The following is a 16,742-nucleotide window of genomic DNA, read 5'->3' on the forward strand; positions in this document are numbered from 1 at the left end:
AATGAAACCCGCCCGCATACTACCGACCTTCCTGCTGCTGATCGCCGCCCTTACGGCCGCCGCACAGAGCGACCCTAAAATCGAAGAGCAGAAACGCGTGATTGCGGCCCTCGAACAGCGTATCGCCGCCGAGGAGCGCGAGCTCTCGAAAATCAAGCAGGGACGTGCCGCCACCGAGGAGCGCGTGCGCCGGCTGGCCCGCCAGCTCGATTCGCGCAACCAGCTGCTCGAGGCGACCGAGAAGCAGGCCCGACTCCTGCGCGAGGAGATTTCACGCACCGACAGCGTTGCCGGCGACCTCAATTCCACCCTCGAGCGCAACCGGGCGCAATATGCGGAGATGGTGCGCGAAGCATACCGCAACTACAAGCACAACAATTATTTAACCTATATTTTTTCATCGCGCAGCTTCACCGACGTAGCCCGCAAGCTCACCAACCTGCGCGAGGTCGCCTCGATGCGCGAGCGCAAGCTGCAGGACATCGCGGCGCTGTCGAAACAGGTCGCCGAAGAGAAGATGCTGCTCGACCGCCGCAAGCGGTCGCTCGACTCGGTGACACAGCAGCTCACGGCCCAGAAGCAGAAACTCCAGCGCGACGCCCGCAACGCCCGCACGAGCATCCGCCAGATGTCGCAGAAGGAGAAAACGGCCCTGCAGCGCAAAATGGCGCAGGAGCAGCAACTGGACGTGGCCATCAGCGAACTGCGCAAACTCACCAAAGGAAATACCGAGGGCGCTTCGTTCTCGACAAAGACCACCGGGCTCCGGCTCCCCGTTACGGCGGGCCGCGTCAAGCGCTACAAGGAGAACATGGCCGAAATCACGGGCCCCAAGGGCGCGCACGTCATTTCGATCTACGACGGCAAGGTCGTCGACATCAAGCGCAACCGCATTACCAACAAATACGACGTTTACGTGGCCCACGGCGAATACATAACCTCCTATGCCAACCTGGGGTCGATCTGCGTCGAAAAGGGCCAGAAAGTGGCACGGAACGCACAACTGGGCACCATCGGCTCCAAGGTCAACATCCTGACCATGGAAACCGAGTACCAGCTGGTCTTCGGGATCTACCCGCCGAACCCCGGCCAGAAGCTCCGCGCCGAAAATTGTTTCAGGAAGTAGGGCGGCGCGACGGCATACGCTCCGCAGCGGCCGGCCGGATGCATTCCGCAAGGCCATGCCCGGAATAACGGCAGCAGACCGGGCAGACCGCTAAAGGTGACGGTACGGACGACTGATGGGAACATCCACAAGTCCGGTCGCGCCGGAGTTGGCTGCAACAAAAACTCCGTATGCACGGAAGCCGGGATGAAAAGCACCGGCGGAAAGCCCGCCTGCAAACTCCGGTCGGGGAAACCGGCAGGAAACGCCGGACGTATTTCCCCGGGCTGAAAAACTCCGGCGGGGAATTTGGTCGGAAATGCCGGACAGGAGGCCGGATGAAGAAGACCGAACTGAAAAAACCGGACAGGAATGCCGGACGTAAAGCACCGGAGTATAAATCCGGACCGGCATGTCATAACACGGGAACCGGGCCCCGCAAAGACCGGACAAAAAATACGAAAACACCGCAAAATGGCTGTCAAATACTATACGGACGACTGTACCTACCTGCTGCCGCAGAAACGCCTGACGGCGGCATGGCTGCGCGACGTGGCCCTTTCGGAGGGGTATACGCTGGGTGACGTGAATTATATTTTCTGCTCGGCGCAGCGGCTTCTGGAGATGAACCGCCAGTACCTCGGGCACGATTATTTCACGGACGTCATCACGTTCGACTACAGCGACCGCAAGGGCACGGGTATCGTTTCGGGCGACATTTTCATCGATGTCGAAACCGTAGCCGACAATGCCCGGCAATACGGCGTCACGGCCTTGCAGGAGATGCGCAGGGTCGTGGTGCACGGCGTGCTGCACCTGTGCGGGCAGGGCGACAAAACGCCCCGCACCAATGCGCAGATGCACCGCAAGGAGGATAAATACCTCGAATTCTGGGAGCAGCCCGCCGAACGGCCCTGAAAATGCGCACGCCGGATTCCCATACCGCTTTGCCCTCCAACGTCCGCACGGGCCGCAGCACGGCGGATAACACGGCGCAAAACGGCCTTGCAGCCCCATCGGCAACAGCCTCCGCCGCAGTCGGAACCCCAGCTTCCCGGGCATACGAACCCATCCCGGAAAAAGTGCAGGAAACCCGGCCCGGCAACGAACAAAACGACACGAAATGACACTCGACTACGACATCATCGTCATCGGCGGCGGACACGCCGGGTGCGAAGCCGCGGCAGCGGCGGCGCGCCTCGGTTCGCGCACGCTGCTGCTCACGATGGACATGGCGAAAATGGCTTCGATGTCCTGCAATCCCGCCGTCGGCGGAGTTGCCAAAGGACAGATAGTCAGAGAAATAGATGCTTTGGGCGGTCAGATGGGCCGCATCACCGACCTCACGACCATCCAGTTCCGGATGCTCAACCGCTCGAAAGGGGCGGCCATGTGGAGCCCCCGGGCGCAGTGCGACAAGACGCGTTTTTCCGAGGAGTGGCGCCGCACGCTCGAAAACACCTGGCACCTCTATATCTGGCAGGACGCCGCCACCGAACTGCTGTTCGACACCTCTGCCGGCAAACCCCGTATCCGGGGCGTCCGGACGCGCATGGGCATCGAATTCACATGCCGCGCCGCCGTACTGACATCGGGCACTTTTCTTGGCGGACTGATGCACTGCGGTACCTCGCATGCCGAAGGCGGCCGTGCCGGGGATGCCGCTTCGCACGGCATTACGGAATCGCTCCGAGCCGTCGGATTCGAAACGGGACGCATGAAAACAGGCACGCCGGCGCGCCTCGACGCCCGCACGATAAATTTCGAAATCCTCGAGCCGCAATACGGCGACGAGAATCCCGCAAAATTTTCTTTTTCTACTGATACACAACCAGTTAAGGAACAATTACCCTGTTTTCTGGTCTACACCTCCGCCGAGGTGCACGACATCCTGCGCACCGGTTTCGACCGCTCGCCGCTTTTCAACGGCACGATAAAGGGAATCGGGCCGCGTTACTGCCCAAGCATCGAGGACAAGCTCCGCACCTTTGCCGATAAGGAACAACACCAACTCTTCCTGGAACCCGAAGGCCGTAGCACCAACGAATATTACCTCAACGGTTTTTCGTCCTCGCTGCCCTGGGACATCCAATGGGAAGCTCTTCACAAAATCCGGGGATTTGAAGATCTGCACATTTATCGTCCGGGCTATGCCATCGAATACGACTATTTCCCGCCGACGCAGCTGCATCATTCGCTCGAAACCAAACTTGTTTCGGGACTTTACTTTGCCGGACAGGTCAACGGTACGACCGGATACGAAGAGGCCGCTGCGCAGGGACTTATTGCCGGAATCAATGCTCACCGGGCATTGGTGGGGGAGGAGCCCGTCGTATTGCAACGCGACGAAGCCTATATCGGCGTACTAATCGACGACCTGGTGACCAAAGGCGTCGACGAACCTTACCGCATGTTCACCTCGCGCGCCGAATACCGCATCCTGCTCCGGCAGGACAATGCCGACATCCGGCTCACTCCGCTCGGATATAAAATCGGTCTGATTTCACAAAAAAGATACGACTGTTTCGTCAAAAAAAATACGCTCGTAGAATCGCTTATTTCATTCGCCCGCCGGCAGAGCATCAAAGCAACCGAAATTAACGACTATTTAAAATCGATAAATTCGGAGCCTTTGGCACAGGGACGGAAGCTTTACGACATCCTGATGCGCAACAATGTGACGTTCGATTCGCTGAAATCCGTATTGCCCAAACTTCGGAATTTCATCGAAACGAACGAAATGGATGCCGAAGTCATCGAAGAAGCAGAAATCCAAATCAAGTATAAAGGATACATAGAACGCGAAAAATTCATTGCCGAAAAACTTCACCGGCTCGAAAACATCCGTATTCCCGACGATTTCGATTTTCATTCGATGAACTCCCTCACTATCGAAGCCCGGCAAAAACTCTCGCGCATACGACCGAATACCATCGGACAGGCTTCGCGCATCCCGGGCGTTTCACCGGCCGACGTCAATGTTTTATTGGTAAAATTCGGGCGGTAGGGGAGTGTTCCACGTGGAACAATTCAGAAGACAACAAATCAGAAAATAACAATTTCATCACAAAGACCCGGCAAACAAATCGACAACACATAGTTCCACGTGGAACAAAAAGAATAGGGGTGGCCTAATATAAGCCACCCCTATTCTATCTTTCGGAACTAAAAACTACAATACAATCGTACACCAATTGTATTTATCTTCCGCCCGGCCGTACTGAATATCCTGCAGGCTCGTATATAAAGCCATCGAAACTTTACCCACTTCGCTGCCATACTCATACGTTTTTTCAGTTTGCATATCGTAAATCTTCCCGATAGGGGAGATTACGGCCGCAGTTCCGCAGCCTCCGCACTCCTCGAACGTCGAAAGTTCTTCTACGGGAATCTGACGATCCTCGACCTCGAGGCCCATATCGCGGGCCAACTGGCGCAGGCTCATATTGGTAATGGAGGGCAGCACCGACGGAGATTTAGGCGTAATATACTTACCGTCCTTAATTCCATAGAAATTGCATGCTCCGCACTCCTCGATATATTTGTGTTCGGCAGCATCGAGATACATAATATTCGAATAACCCAATGCATGGCCTTTTTCACCCGACAAGAGGCTGGCCGCATAGTTACCGCCGACTTTAACGTCACCTGTTCCACGTGGAGCAGCGCGGTCCTGTTCCCGGTCGATAGCAACCGGAATCGGTTTAATCCCTGCTTTGAAATAAGCGCCGACAGGCGAGCAATAGACAATCAGCAGCGCATCTTTGGCCGGTTTGACACCCAGTCCGGCCGTCGTGCCGAACATCACGGGACGCAGGTAAAGCGAAGCACCCGTTCCGTAAGGAGGAATGAATTCTTCGTTCCGGCGAACCACTTCGATGCAGGCATTGACAATCATTTCGATGCTCGGAATCGGCAGGCACAGACGCTCGGCCGAAGATCGGAGGCGCCGGGCATTATCTTCCACACGGAAAAGGCGGACTTTGCCGTCGACTCCCCGGAAAGCCTTAAGCCCCTCGAAAAGTTCGATACCGTAGTGCAGGCACGAAGCCGACATGTGCATCTTGATATACTCATCGTCCGTAACCTCCATATCACTCCACTTGCCGTCCGTATAATAATAGCGAACATTGAAATTGGTCTTGTGATAGTCGAAACCCAAGGCACCCCAATCTGTATTTTCCATTATCGTATAATTTAAAGGTTTTTCTAAAATTAAAATCCGAAACAACAAAAAGGGGAGCCGGAAACATCGGTTTCCTCTTTTTGCTGTAATCAGCCTACTACAGCCCCGTTATTCGTTTTTCCGTCGGGGGAGAGCAATTTCAACTTTCCGCTGGCATCTTCGGCCATCAGAATCATTCCCTGTGAAAGAATTCCTTTCAATTCGCGCGGAGCAAGGTTCACGAGCACCAGCACCTGGCGGCCGATCAACTCCTCGGGTGTGAAATATTCAGCGATACCCGACACAATCACCCGCTGGTCGATTCCCGTATCCACGGTCAGCTTCAGCAGCTTCTTGGTCTTTGCGACCTTCTCTGCCGCGAGTACGGTGGAAACACGGATATCCATTTTCTGAAAATCGTCGAACTGGATTGTATCTTTCTGTGCTTCAATATTTTGCACCGATTCTGCCGCCTGATTGGCCTCTTTTGTCGCCGCGAGTTTATCCAGCTGGCGCTGGATTACATCGTCCTCGATTTTCTCGAACAGCAGCGACGGCTCGCCAATGCGGTGTCCCGCTTCCATCAAATCCATCGCACCCAGCCGTTCCCAATCGAATTTTCCGGCGGCAAGCATCTTCAGCATCCTGGCGGCCGAGAAAGGCATGAAAGGCTCGATGGCCACCGCCGTATTGGCCGTAATCTGCAAAGCGATGTTCAGAATCGTTTTCACACGATCGGGATCGGTCTTTACGACTTTCCACGGCTCCGTGTCGGCCAAGTATTTGTTACCGATGCGCGCCACGTTCATGGCATCCTTGAGCGCCTCGCGGAAACGGTAGTTTTCGATATTGTTTTCGAGCGACCCTTTCACGGCTGCAACCTCTTCGATTGTCCGGCGGTCGTAATCGTCCAAGGCACCGCAGGCCGGAACTATGCCGCCGTAATACTTCTGCGTAAGCACCAGCGCCCGGTTGACGAAATTACCCAGCACGGCTACCAACTCGTTATTGTTGCGGGCCTGGAAATCTTTCCAGGTGAAGTCGTTGTCCTTGGTTTCGGGAGCATTCGCGCAAAGCACGTAACGCAGCACGTCCTCCTTGCCGGGGAACTCCTCCAGGTATTCGTGCAGCCATACGGCCCAGTTGCGCGAAGTCGAGATTTTGTCACCCTCGAGGTTCAGGAATTCGTTGGCCGGGACGTTTTCGGGCAGCACGTAACCGCCGTGTGCCTTGAGCATCGACGGGAATACGATGCAGTGGAAAACGATATTGTCCTTGCCGATAAAATGCACCATCTTGGTATCCTGCGACTTCCAGTATTTTTCCCAGTCCGGCGTGAGATCCTTCGTAGCGGAGATATAGCCTATCGGCGCGTCGAACCACACGTAGAGCACCTTGCCCTCGGCGCCTTCCACCGGCACCGGAATGCCCCAGTCCAAATCGCGGCTCACGGCACGGGGCTGCAAACCCCCGTCCAGCCAGCTTTTACACTGTCCGTAAACATTCGTTTTCCACTCTTTATGACCGTCGAGTATCCACTCGCGCAGGAATCCCTCGTACTCGTCCAGCGGCAGGTACCAGTGTTTCGTTTCCCGCTTCACGGGCACGGAGCCCGACACGGCGCTGTGGGGGTCGATCAGCTCGTCGGGCGAAAGGGTAGAGCCGCATTTCTCGCACTGGTCGCCGTAGGCACGGTCGTTCCCGCACTTGGGACAGGTTCCCACGATGTAACGGTCGGCAAGGAAGGTCTGCGCCTCCTCGTCGTAATACTGCATCGAGGTGCGTTCGATGAACTTGCCCTCGTCGTAGAGTTTGCGGAAGAATTCCGATGCCGTCTTCGCATGCGTCGCCGACGTCGTACGCGAATAGATGTCGAACGACATGCCCAGCCCCTCGAACGACTTTTTAATCAGGTTGTGGTAACGATCCACAATCTCCTGCGGAGTCACACCCTCCTTGCGGGCCTTGATGGTGATGGGCACGCCGTGCTCGTCCGATCCGCAGACCGAAATCACGTCGCGGCCCCTCAACCGCAGGTAGCGCGTATAAATGTCCGAGGGTATGTAGACTCCCGCCAGATGGCCGATGTGCACCGGGCCGTTGGCATAGGGGAGAGCCGATGTAACGAGGTAACGTTTGAACTCTTTTGCCATATTCAAGATATACAGTATTACTAATTTCTGTCAAAATTAGTAATTTTTGGGTTAAAGAAAAAGCAAAGCACCATTATTTGTTTACGGTCGTTAAGAAAGAGCGTAACCGGTCAAGAAGGAATCGGTGCATCCGCCGCACTTTTTCCGGCACGGGCGGTCGAATATCCGCGAATCGCCCGGAGCGCCTGTCCGGAAAAACGAATAAAGCGTGCACATGCACGCTTTATTCCTGCCGGCAGCACCCGAAAATCCGTTTGCTGCCGTACACCTTGCGGACGTTACCGAATATCCAGTTCGTCCAGGAGCCAGCCCGCTCCGGCGAATTTGTCGATTACGAACAACACATAGCGGATGTCTACCGAAATCGTGCGCTGCAGCTCGGGCTCGAAAGCCACGTCGCCCGACATCGCCTCCCAGTTGCCGTCGAACGCCAAGCCGATCAGTTCGCCCTTGTCATTGAGCACCGGCGAGCCCGAGTTGCCGCCCGTAATATCGCAGTCGGCCAGAAACGCCACGGGCAGTTCGCCCCTGTCGTTGGCATAACGGCCGAAGTCACGCGCCGCATAGAGCTCCTTGAGCTTTTCCGGTACGGTGAATTCGGTGGGATTCTGCGGATTTTCCTTCTCCATAACGCCCTTGAGCGTCGTATAGTAATTGTATTCGATTCCGTCGGCCGGCGAATAAGGCAGCACGCGGCCGTAGGTAAGGCGCAGCGTGAAGTTGGCATCCGAAGCCCATGCCTTTTTCGGGTTCTGAAGCATCAGCCCGGCTACGTATTTGCGGCTTCCTTCGTTGTATTTCTCCACGAAAGGCTTGCGTGCCGCGGAGAGTTCGCCGTACTTTTCCATAACCGACCGCATAAACGGCACCACCGGGTCGGAAGTGTACTTTTCGACCGAAAAATCGTCAATCAGACCATTCACCTTCTCTTCCGAAACGAAGAGCGAATTGTCGAACATGTAATCTACATAAGCATCCGTATCGCCGCCGAAATCCTTGTCGACAATCTCCGTGTAGAACGACGGCAGGTCGGTCATGTGCTCGTGGGCGATTTTCAGCATGCGCTTGGCCACCTTGCGGTCGGTCGGGGCGTTGTAATCCTTGTACCAGTTGGCCATCGACTCTTTGGAACGCTCGGGATTCTTTATTTCGCTCCGGTTGTCGAGCATCCGCGCAGGCGTCATGATTTCGATTGCGCGGAGGAACGCCTCGTCGATATACTGCCGGTCGTCGTCGACAGAGGCCAATCCCTCCATCGCCTCGCGCACCTTGGGCAGTGCGTCGATATACCCCTCTTCGGGCAGCGTATTCTTTTCGGCCCAGGCCTGGAAAGCCGCCTCCTGCTCCTGCTTGCGCTCCTTGACGCCCAGCTTGCGAATGCCGCGCGACTTGCCGATCGAGTTCTTCCAGTAATTCGACGATGAAGCGTACTTCGACGCATACTGGATACGCACCTTGTCGCTGGCCGCCATATCCTCTTTGAGAATAGCTTGCCTCTCCCCGCGGATGAAGATGCGGTTGGGATTGGCAATCGTCAGCATATTGTCGATCTCATACGAAGTCATATACCGCTGCGTGGAGCCGGGAAATCCCATAATCATGGCGAAGTCGCCCTCCTTGTATCCGCCGAGCGACACTTTCAGGTATTTCTCGGCCTTGTAAGGGCGGTTTTCGGGCGAATAAGCGGCAGGCCTGTTGTCGGGTCCGGCATAGACGCGAAAGACCGAGAAATCGCCCGTATGACGCGGCCACATCCAGTTGTCCGTTTCGCCGCCGAATTTGCCGATCGAGGTCGGGGGCGTTCCCACCAGACGCACGTCGCCGAAGATTTCAATCACGAATGCGAAATACTGGTTGCCGCCGAAAAAGGGCTTGATTTCGATTGCCATGCCGGGATTTGCCGCCTGCAGCTCGCCGATAAGGTTTTTCGTATTCTCCGCCACAATCCGCTCGTACTCCTGCTGGCCGGCAATGCCGGGTACGTTCCCCACGATTTCCGCCGTCACGTCGCTGATGGAGCGGATAAAACGCACTTTCAGCCCGGGAGCGGGAATCTCCTCGGCATGCGACATGGCCCAGAAACCGTTTTTCAGGTAATCGTGCTCTACCGACGACAACGACTGAATCGAACCGTAACCGCAGTGGTGGTTGGTGAAAAGCAGGCCGTCGGGCGATACGATTTCACCCGTACATCCGCCCCCGAAAATCACGATGGCGTCTTTGAGCGACGATTTGTTGATACTGTAAATATCCTCGGCCGAAAGTTTGCATCCGCGCGCCTTCATATCCCTGATATTCATTTTCTGGAGATACGGAAGCATCCACATGCCCTCGTCCGCAAACGCCGTCAGCGACACGCAAACCGCCGTCAGCAATAAAATGATTTTTTTCATAAGCTATCTGTTTAAAATATAGTTCACTATACCGCCAGGTCGTCCTCCCGGCTGCGGTTCCCTTCGCGCTCCATGCGCACCAACATCGCATTGCCGATGGTCACCACCCCCACACGGCCTACGAACATCAGCGCGATAAGTACCAGTTTTCCGGCAGTGGTGAGCGTCGCACTGACCCCGGACGACAGTCCCACGGTACCCAACGCCGATGCGGCCTCGAACATCAGGGGCAGGAAACCGCTCCTGCCGCCCTCGGTCATGGTCAGCAGATAGGTGCCGAAGAAGAGGACGACCGTGTAGAACACGAAAATCGTCAGGGCGTCGTCCACACGGTAGGCGGGAATCCTGCGGCCCGCGAGCGTCACTTCACGGCGCAGCCCGAGCCGGCTTTTGACATAGGCGAAGACAGCCGATACGGTGGTGGATTTCAAGCCGCCGCCCGTACCCGAAGGCGATGCGCCCACATACATGATAACCGTCAGCACGAAAAGCGACAGGGGCATCACGCTGCCGACGTCCACCGTGTTGTAACCCACCGTCGTCATGGCCGACATGGTCTGGAATACCGACACCATCAGCCGCTTGCCGGGCGCGAATCCTGCAAACGAAGGTTCGAAGAAATAGAGGTGGAATGTCCCCCACAGGGTCACGATCAGCGTGATGGAGAGGATGACCTTCGTGGTGAAGGTAATGCGGTGCGCACGCTCCGACACCTTACGCCACAAATCCGAAATGACGATGAACCCCATGGCCCCGGCATAGCTGAGCACCATGATTACCAGGTTGAGCGGAACGTTGCCCGCAAAGCGCACGAGATTATCGGGAAAGATACTAAAGCCGGCCGTGCAGAAAGCCGAAATGCTGTGGAACACGGCGCTCCACAACGGCCCTTCCACCCCTTCCGACCGGAAGATCGGGTAAAGCAGCAGGACACCCGCAGCCTCGAAGAAAAGCGTATACTTCAAAATGGAAGCGGCCATATCCCCGGCCGAAAAATTCTCGGGCAGGGAAAACTGTTTGCGGAATGCCCCGGCCCTCACGCCGACGAAATGGTGCGTCACGCGGTACATCACGAACGTCGAGAGGGTCATATACCCAATTCCCCCCAACTGGATGAGCAGCAGGATGAGCAGCTGCCCCCAGAAGGTGTAATCCGCCGACACGTCCACCGTGGAGAGTCCCGTCGTGGAAACGGCCGATATCGCCGTGAACAGGTTATCCACGAACGACACGTCGCCGCACAGCATGAAAGGCAGGCACAACAGCACGCCGCCAATCAGAAAATAGGAGAGATACCCCACGGTCAGCTGCCGCTGGGGCGAGGAGCAGATATACCCGAACGTGAAGAAGCGCTCCACGTCGAATTTCAACAACCAGTGGCCCAGGTGGCGTTTCACATACCCCGCACCGCGCATCAGGTTTCTCCACAGTTTCCTCATAGGCCTTTCTACCGGATTGCTATCATGTTGCGGATAGACCGCTCGGCGTCGCGACGGACCGCTTCGTCGAGCACAATCTCCGGCGCTTCGTTTTCGAGGCACGCGCAGATATTCTCCAGCGTCACCATTTTCATATACCTGCAGTTGTTGCAGCCGCACGTTTCATCGTCGGGCGGTGCCGGGATAAAATGCTTCCCGGGATAGCGTTTCTTCATCTCGGCGAGGATTCCCGACTCGGTCACGACGATAAACTCCTCCGCACCGCTGCTTCCGCAGTAGTCGAGTATGGCCGCCGTCGAACCCACGAAATCCGCCACTTCGACGATATAGGCCCGGCATTCGGGATGCACGACGACTTTTGCCGCGGGATGCTCTTTTTTGAGCTTCAGCAATTTTTCGAGCGAAAACTCCTCGTGCACATGGCAGGCCCCGTCCCACAGCACCATATTCTCGCGTCCGGTCAGCTTCTGGATATAGGCGCCGAGGTTCCGGTCGGGCGCGAAAATCACGGGCTTGTCGGCAGGAATCGACTCCACGACCTTCAGCGCGTTCGACGAGGTGCAGCAAATGTCCGTCAGCGCCTTTACGCCGACGGTCGTATTGACATACGAAACGACCGTATGGCCGGGGTACTTCGCCTTGAACGCCGCGAAATCCCGTGCGTTGCACGATTCGGCCAGCGAGCATCCCGCTTCGGGGCAGGGAATGAGCACCTTTTTGTCGGGACAAAGCACCTTGGCGGTTTCGGCCATGAAGTGTACGCCGGCGAAGAGGATGATATCCGCATCGACCGACTGCGCCTTGACCGACAGGGCGAGCGAATCGCCCAGGAAGTCTGCCGCCTCCTGCACTTCGGGCGTGGTATAGTAGTGCGCCAGAATCACGGCGCGTTTTTCCCGTTTGAGTTCCTCAATCCGGCGGCGCAGGGCTTCGGAGTTGTTAACGTTCATTTTTTATTTTTACTTTATATTGATTTTAATAAAGAAATAAGAATAGAAATAATAGCTGTTGATACTGTTCACAAGTTTTCCCGGAAAATATCGCTCAACATTCTGTCCCCCTCTTTTCCTTCCTTTATTATTTTAAACGGCTCGTCTTCAAAAATATATACTAATAATCAACAATTGTTGAAAACCGTTATCGACATTTCGACACTCCTTTTTTGTGAACATTCTGTTCCGTTTTCCGGCTTCGGGCGCTGACTATAATTCCGCATAACTTTTTTTGGTTTCCGGCAAAACTTGTATATACCCTGCCGGATTCGGGATTTGCAAGCCCGCGGAGCGGAAAGTTATCATTAGTTGTCGCCGTTTATCAACAGGTTTCCTAACACGATTTCATCACTTTTTCGACAATCTTTTCGGCGATTCCGCGATACCGGTTTTCGACGCGGGGGTCGATGCCCGCGGCGGGACGACCCTCTTCCGATCCCTCCATAATCGATTGTACGATAGGTATTTCACCCAGGAAGTCCACACCGCTCTGCTCGGCGAAACGGCGCGCGCCGCCCTTTCCGAAGAGGTAATAGCGGTTGTCGGGCAGTTCTTCGGGCGTGAACCACGTCATGTTTTCGATGATGCCGGCCACGGGAATGTTGACGTTTTCGTTGCGGAACATCTCCACGCCGCGCACCACGTCTGCAACCGCCACCTGCTGGGGGGTCGACACGATTACGGCCGCGTCGATTTTCAGTTCGCCGATAATTGAGAGGTGCACGTCGCCCGTGCCGGGAGGCAGGTCGGCCAGCAGGAAGTCGAGCGTCCCCCACTTGGTCTGGTGTATCATCTGTTTCAGGGCGCTGACGGCCATGGCGCCGCGCCACAGCAGGGCGTCGGTGGGTTTGATGAAGAATCCGATGGACATCAGCCGGACGTCCATCGACTCGGCCGGGACGATATGATCCGTACCGTCCTCCTGCACCGCATCGGGCAGGTAACCTTCCACCCCGAACATTTTGGGCTGCGAAGGGCCGTAAATATCGGCGTCGAGGATTCCGACACGGTAGCCCATGTTGCGCAGCGCAATGGCGAGGTTCGCCGTGACGGTCGATTTTCCTACCCCGCCCTTGCCCGACGCGACGGCAATCACCTTGGCGATACCGCCCGTGGTCGTTTTCAACTTGGGTTCGGGCCGCGGGGCCGCGCCGCCCTCCTTGATGACGACCAGTACGGTTTGCTGCGGGAATTCGCGCCGGAGCAACTCCTCGGCCTGGTTTTTGATTTTCACCGCGAACGGGTCGCGTGCCTTGGCGAAACGGAGTACGACGGTGATTTTCCCGGCTCCCGAGGCGATATGTTCGATAAAACCGCTGCCGACGATATCCTGTCCCGTTTCGGGGTGGACGACGGCCGCGAGCAGGTGTCTGATTTTTTCTTCCATAACCTATGTTGTAACTTTCATCGCAAAGATAACGTATATTTTGCAGAATAAATATAGGTTCACCAATTATTTTATCGAAAAACGATAAATTTTATTTGTTTTTCGTGAAAATTCTGTATATTTGCCCGAGAAACGACAAACAGGATAAATCAGTATGAATATAAAAACAGCGTAGTCATGAATTTTATCAAAACCTTTCTGGCCGGCATCCTCGCGTTCATCGTGGGATCGGTGCTGGTACTTTTCCTCTGGATTTTCATCCTGCTGGGCATAGCCGGCTCGATGGAGAAAACCGTGGCGGTCCATCCCGAGTCGATTCTGAAAATCAATTTTTCGGAGGTGCTGACCGACGCCCCGTCGAGCGATCCCTTTGCCGGGTTCGACTTCGCGACGCTCCAGTCCACACGGATGCTTCCGCTGATGAAAGCCCTGCGCGCCATCGAGGCGGCGAAGGACGACAGCCGCATCAAGGGTATCTACCTGCGCATGAACGGCGGCGGCGGTGTTACGGGCGCCGCGCTGCTCGAAGAGCTGCGCGAGGCGGTTGCCGACTTCAAGCAGAGCGGCAAATTCGTCATAGCCTATAACGAAACCTATTCGCAGGGCCAGTATTACCTCGCGTCGGTCGCCGACAAAATCTATCTCCAGCCCGAGGGGGCCATGGACTGGTCGGGCCTCTCGTTCAACCTGATGTTCTACAAGGGACTGCTGGACAAGCTCGACATCAAGGCCGAGGTTTTCCGCCCCACGGCCTGCAAGTACAAGAGCGCCGTCGAACCGTATATCCTCAACAAAATGTCGGATGCCAACCGCCAGCAGATGCAGGAGCTGGTCAATTCGATGTGGAACACGATTGCCGGTTCGGTCGCCGAATCGCGCGGCATCGACCTCAAGGAGCTGAACCGCATTACCGACAACCTGCAGGTTTCGCTGCCCGAAGATGCCGTCGAGCACGGTTTCGTGGACAGCCTGGTCTATGAAGACCAGATGGACGACGTCTTTGCCGAACTGGGCGTCGAGGCGGGTTCCGACGGCGAATACAAGTTCGTCACGCTGGGCGAATACGCCTCGCAGGTGGGCGCCGACCTCAAGAACATCTCCGCCGACCAGGTGGCTATCGTCTATGCCGACGGTACGATTGTCGACGGCGAGGGCTACGGCCGGGAGATTTACGGCAATACGCTGGCCGCGACGCTGGCCGGCGTGCGCGACGACGAAAAGGTCAAGGCCGTGGTGCTGCGTGTGAACTCCCCGGGCGGCAGCGCATTGGCTTCGGATGTCGTGTGGCGTGAAATGGAACTGCTCAAAGCCGAGAAGCCCGTGGTGGTTTCGATGGGTTCCTATGCGGCCAGCGGCGGTTATTACATCTCCTGCCCGGCCGATGTAATCGTGGCCGACAAACTGACCCTGACGGGTTCCATCGGCGTGTTCGGCATGTATCTGAACACCATCGACGCCCTGAAGAACAAACTGGGCATCACGCTCGACGCCGTGAAGAGCAACACCTCGGCCGGCATGGGCGCCACTACGGCCCTGACGCCTGCCGAGCGGGCCTCGATTATGCGGGGCGTGGATAAAGTCTACACGACGTTCACGAACCTCGTGGCGCAGGGGCGCAACCTGCCCGTCGAGAAAGTGCTCGACATCGCCGGTGGCCGCGTATGGTCGGGCGACGACGCCCTCGGCATCGGCCTGATCGATACGTACGGAGGCCTGAAAACGGCAATCGCCCTGGCCGTGGACAAAGCCGGGCTGGGCGACAATTACCGGGTGACCGAAGTGATCGAGCAGCCGACGGGTTTCGCGGCGTTCATCTCCTCGCTCAATGTCGGCATCCGCGAAGCGATGACCCGTTCGGAGCTGGGACTGATGATGAAAGAGTACAGGCAGGTGCAGGAGGCGGCTTCACAGCAGGGCGTCGTAATGTACTACCCTTACAAACTCGATCTTCGCTGATTGCGGCACATCTGCGTATAACAGGAAAAGCGGCTCCCCTCGGGGTCGCTTTCCTTTTTTGGAGTTAAAACGAAATCCGGGTTGATTACGATTCCTGTATGGCTTCTAAAGGCTCTCTGACAGCTGAAATTCCCCCCCCCCGTGGGTTCGGCCGGATTGCCGCCCGAATGCAGGTCGTCCAGCCTGCGTCCGAGTTCTTCGACCTGCTCGGCATCGGGCGAAATAAGCGTCGAACCGTACCTGCGCCGGTAGTCGCCGGGCGTGGAGCCGAGGCGCTCGCGGAAAGCGTGGTTGAAATTCGAAATGTTGTTGAATCCGCACCGGGCACCGACCTCCGCAATCGGGTCGTCGCTCTGTACGATGAGCTGCGCGGCCCGGACGATGCGGTAGCTGTTGATATAGTCCCAGAGATTCTGGTAGGTGTTTTTCTTGAAGAAACGGCATGCGGCCGAGGGGGACATGCCGACTTCGGCGCTGATCTCCTCGAGCGAAATTTTGCGGTGGTAGTTGTTCTCCACGAACTGGAGAATTTTTTTGATCCGGTCGTTGCTGCCCTGCTGTGCGAAATAATCCTCCGGCCCGATGACCTGCATTTCGTCCGGCCCGGCCTGGGCCAGGTCGTTGAGGATGTCCATGAAGAGCACGACCGATTCGAATCCCCGCAGTTCGGGCAGCCGCAGCAGCCTATCGCGGACACGGTCGACGACCGGGGCCGAAAACTGGAGTCCGGCGACCTGCCGGTTGAGCATCGTGTGGATGGGCCGCATGTGCTCGGTTTCGAATAATTTCCAGCTGGACATGTCGCGGCTGAACTGCACGGCCACCGCTTCGCAGTCCGTATTGGCATAGGCCGCGTCGCGTTTGTAGCAGTGGGGAACGCCGGGAAAGATGATAATCAGGTCTTTTTCGGTGAAATCGTCCGCCGTGCGGCCCGTGATACGTGTCCCCCGCACGTTGAGCGTGAGGCTCAACATGTAGTCTTCATGGAAATGAAGCGGCGGATCCGACTGTTTGTCCGACCAGTATTGCGTGACGAACAGATCTTTGTCGGGAAGTGGCGAGAGTTCTTTTAAAACACATTTCATGAGCGGATGCTTTCAACAAAAATACAAATTCCGGGCAAAAAACCAAAGAATTATTTAATTTTCCGTT

General features: G+C 56.3%; 11 protein-coding genes. 4 read left to right on the plus strand and 7 right to left on the minus strand.

Translation table 11 applies throughout. From position 1 onward, the window contains the following. Position 1 precedes the first annotated feature (1 nt). The 3 genes from QZT71_RS01675 to mnmG all read left to right on the plus strand — a co-directional run bounded on the left by QZT71_RS01675 (position 2) and on the right by mnmG (position 4,112). Positions 2-1,126, plus strand: coding sequence for a peptidoglycan DD-metalloendopeptidase family protein (locus QZT71_RS01675; protein WP_295911804.1), 1,125 nt, complete (start codon positions 2-4; stop codon positions 1,124-1,126). A 453-nt stretch (positions 1,127-1,579) separates the two neighbouring features. Next, positions 1,580-2,023, plus strand: a complete 444-nt coding sequence (ybeY, locus tag QZT71_RS01680; protein WP_295911486.1) for an rRNA maturation RNase YbeY — start codon at positions 1,580-1,582, stop codon at positions 2,021-2,023. A 205-nt stretch (positions 2,024-2,228) separates the two neighbouring features. Next, the gene (gene mnmG / locus QZT71_RS01685) at positions 2,229-4,112 is read left to right on the plus strand and encodes a tRNA uridine-5-carboxymethylaminomethyl(34) synthesis enzyme MnmG (RefSeq protein ID WP_295911489.1); all 1,884 of its coding nucleotides are present in this window, start codon (positions 2,229-2,231) and stop codon (positions 4,110-4,112) included. Positions 4,113-4,277: 165 nt separating this feature from the next. Here mnmG and QZT71_RS01690 read toward each other — a convergent pair whose 3' ends face one another. The 6 genes from QZT71_RS01690 to QZT71_RS01715 all read right to left on the minus strand — a co-directional run bounded on the left by QZT71_RS01690 (position 4,278) and on the right by QZT71_RS01715 (position 13,634). Next, positions 4,278-5,291 (minus strand): branched-chain amino acid aminotransferase, encoded by a 1,014-nt coding sequence (locus QZT71_RS01690; protein ID WP_295911492.1) that lies wholly within the window; start codon positions 5,289-5,291, stop codon positions 4,278-4,280. Between the two features lie 89 nt (positions 5,292-5,380). Then, a complete protein-coding gene (metG, locus tag QZT71_RS01695) occupies positions 5,381-7,423 on the minus strand; it encodes a methionine--tRNA ligase (RefSeq protein ID WP_295911494.1) in 2,043 nt (680 codons plus the stop codon). Between the two features lie 278 nt (positions 7,424-7,701). Further along, on the minus strand, positions 7,702-9,816 hold the full coding sequence (locus QZT71_RS01700; RefSeq protein ID WP_295911499.1) for a S46 family peptidase: 2,115 nt from the start codon (positions 9,814-9,816) through the stop codon (positions 7,702-7,704). Positions 9,817-9,842: 26 nt separating this feature from the next. Beyond that, a complete protein-coding gene (locus tag QZT71_RS01705; protein ID WP_295911502.1) occupies positions 9,843-11,255 on the minus strand; it encodes a TrkH family potassium uptake protein in 1,413 nt (470 codons plus the stop codon). Positions 11,256-11,263: 8 nt separating this feature from the next. Next, positions 11,264-12,205, minus strand: a complete 942-nt coding sequence (nadA, locus tag QZT71_RS01710; protein WP_295911504.1) for a quinolinate synthase NadA — start codon at positions 12,203-12,205, stop codon at positions 11,264-11,266. Positions 12,206-12,581: 376 nt separating this feature from the next. Then, positions 12,582-13,634: an Mrp/NBP35 family ATP-binding protein gene (locus tag QZT71_RS01715; protein ID WP_295911506.1), complete on the minus strand. Its 1,053-nt coding sequence runs from the start codon at positions 13,632-13,634 to the stop codon at positions 12,582-12,584. A 177-nt stretch (positions 13,635-13,811) separates the two neighbouring features. On the opposite strand from QZT71_RS01715, the gene sppA reads away from it, so the two are divergent. Next, positions 13,812-15,590, plus strand: a complete 1,779-nt coding sequence (gene sppA / locus QZT71_RS01720) for a signal peptide peptidase SppA (protein ID WP_295911509.1) — start codon at positions 13,812-13,814, stop codon at positions 15,588-15,590. Here the strand turns inward: sppA and QZT71_RS01725 are convergent. After that, positions 15,569-16,675 carry an AraC family transcriptional regulator gene (locus tag QZT71_RS01725; protein WP_295911510.1) on the minus strand — a complete coding sequence of 369 codons (1,107 nt, stop codon included), beginning with the start codon at positions 16,673-16,675 and terminating at the stop codon, positions 15,569-15,571. The genes sppA and QZT71_RS01725 overlap by 22 nt on opposite strands. Positions 16,676-16,742: the final 67 nt, after the last annotated feature.

The organism is uncultured Alistipes sp. (assembly GCF_902388705.1).
In the GTDB taxonomy this organism is placed as follows: Bacteria; Bacteroidota; Bacteroidia; order Bacteroidales; family Rikenellaceae; genus Alistipes.

Bases quoted from the DNA above. Each gene is read 5' to 3' on its own strand.
- QZT71_RS01675 (WP_295911804.1), top strand. From the start codon at position 2: ATGAAACCCGCCCGCATACTACCGACCTTCCTGCTGCTGATCGCCGCC.
- mnmG (WP_295911489.1), top strand. From the start codon at position 2,229: ATGACACTCGACTACGACATCATCGTCATCGGCGGCGGACACGCCGGG.
- QZT71_RS01715 (WP_295911506.1), bottom strand. From the start codon at position 13,634: ATGGAAGAAAAAATCAGACACCTGCTCGCGGCCGTCGTCCACCCCGAA.
- QZT71_RS01700 (WP_295911499.1), bottom strand. From the start codon at position 9,816: ATGAAAAAAATCATTTTATTGCTGACGGCGGTTTGCGTGTCGCTGACG.
- QZT71_RS01705 (WP_295911502.1), bottom strand. From the start codon at position 11,255: ATGAGGAAACTGTGGAGAAACCTGATGCGCGGTGCGGGGTATGTGAAA.
- metG (WP_295911494.1), bottom strand. From the start codon at position 7,423: ATGGCAAAAGAGTTCAAACGTTACCTCGTTACATCGGCTCTCCCCTAT.
- sppA (WP_295911509.1), top strand. From the start codon at position 13,812: ATGAATTTTATCAAAACCTTTCTGGCCGGCATCCTCGCGTTCATCGTG.
- QZT71_RS01725 (WP_295911510.1), bottom strand. From the start codon at position 16,675: ATGAAATGTGTTTTAAAAGAACTCTCGCCACTTCCCGACAAAGATCTG.
- ybeY (WP_295911486.1), top strand. From the start codon at position 1,580: ATGGCTGTCAAATACTATACGGACGACTGTACCTACCTGCTGCCGCAG.
- QZT71_RS01690 (WP_295911492.1), bottom strand. From the start codon at position 5,291: ATGGAAAATACAGATTGGGGTGCCTTGGGTTTCGACTATCACAAGACC.
- nadA (WP_295911504.1), bottom strand. From the start codon at position 12,205: ATGAACGTTAACAACTCCGAAGCCCTGCGCCGCCGGATTGAGGAACTC.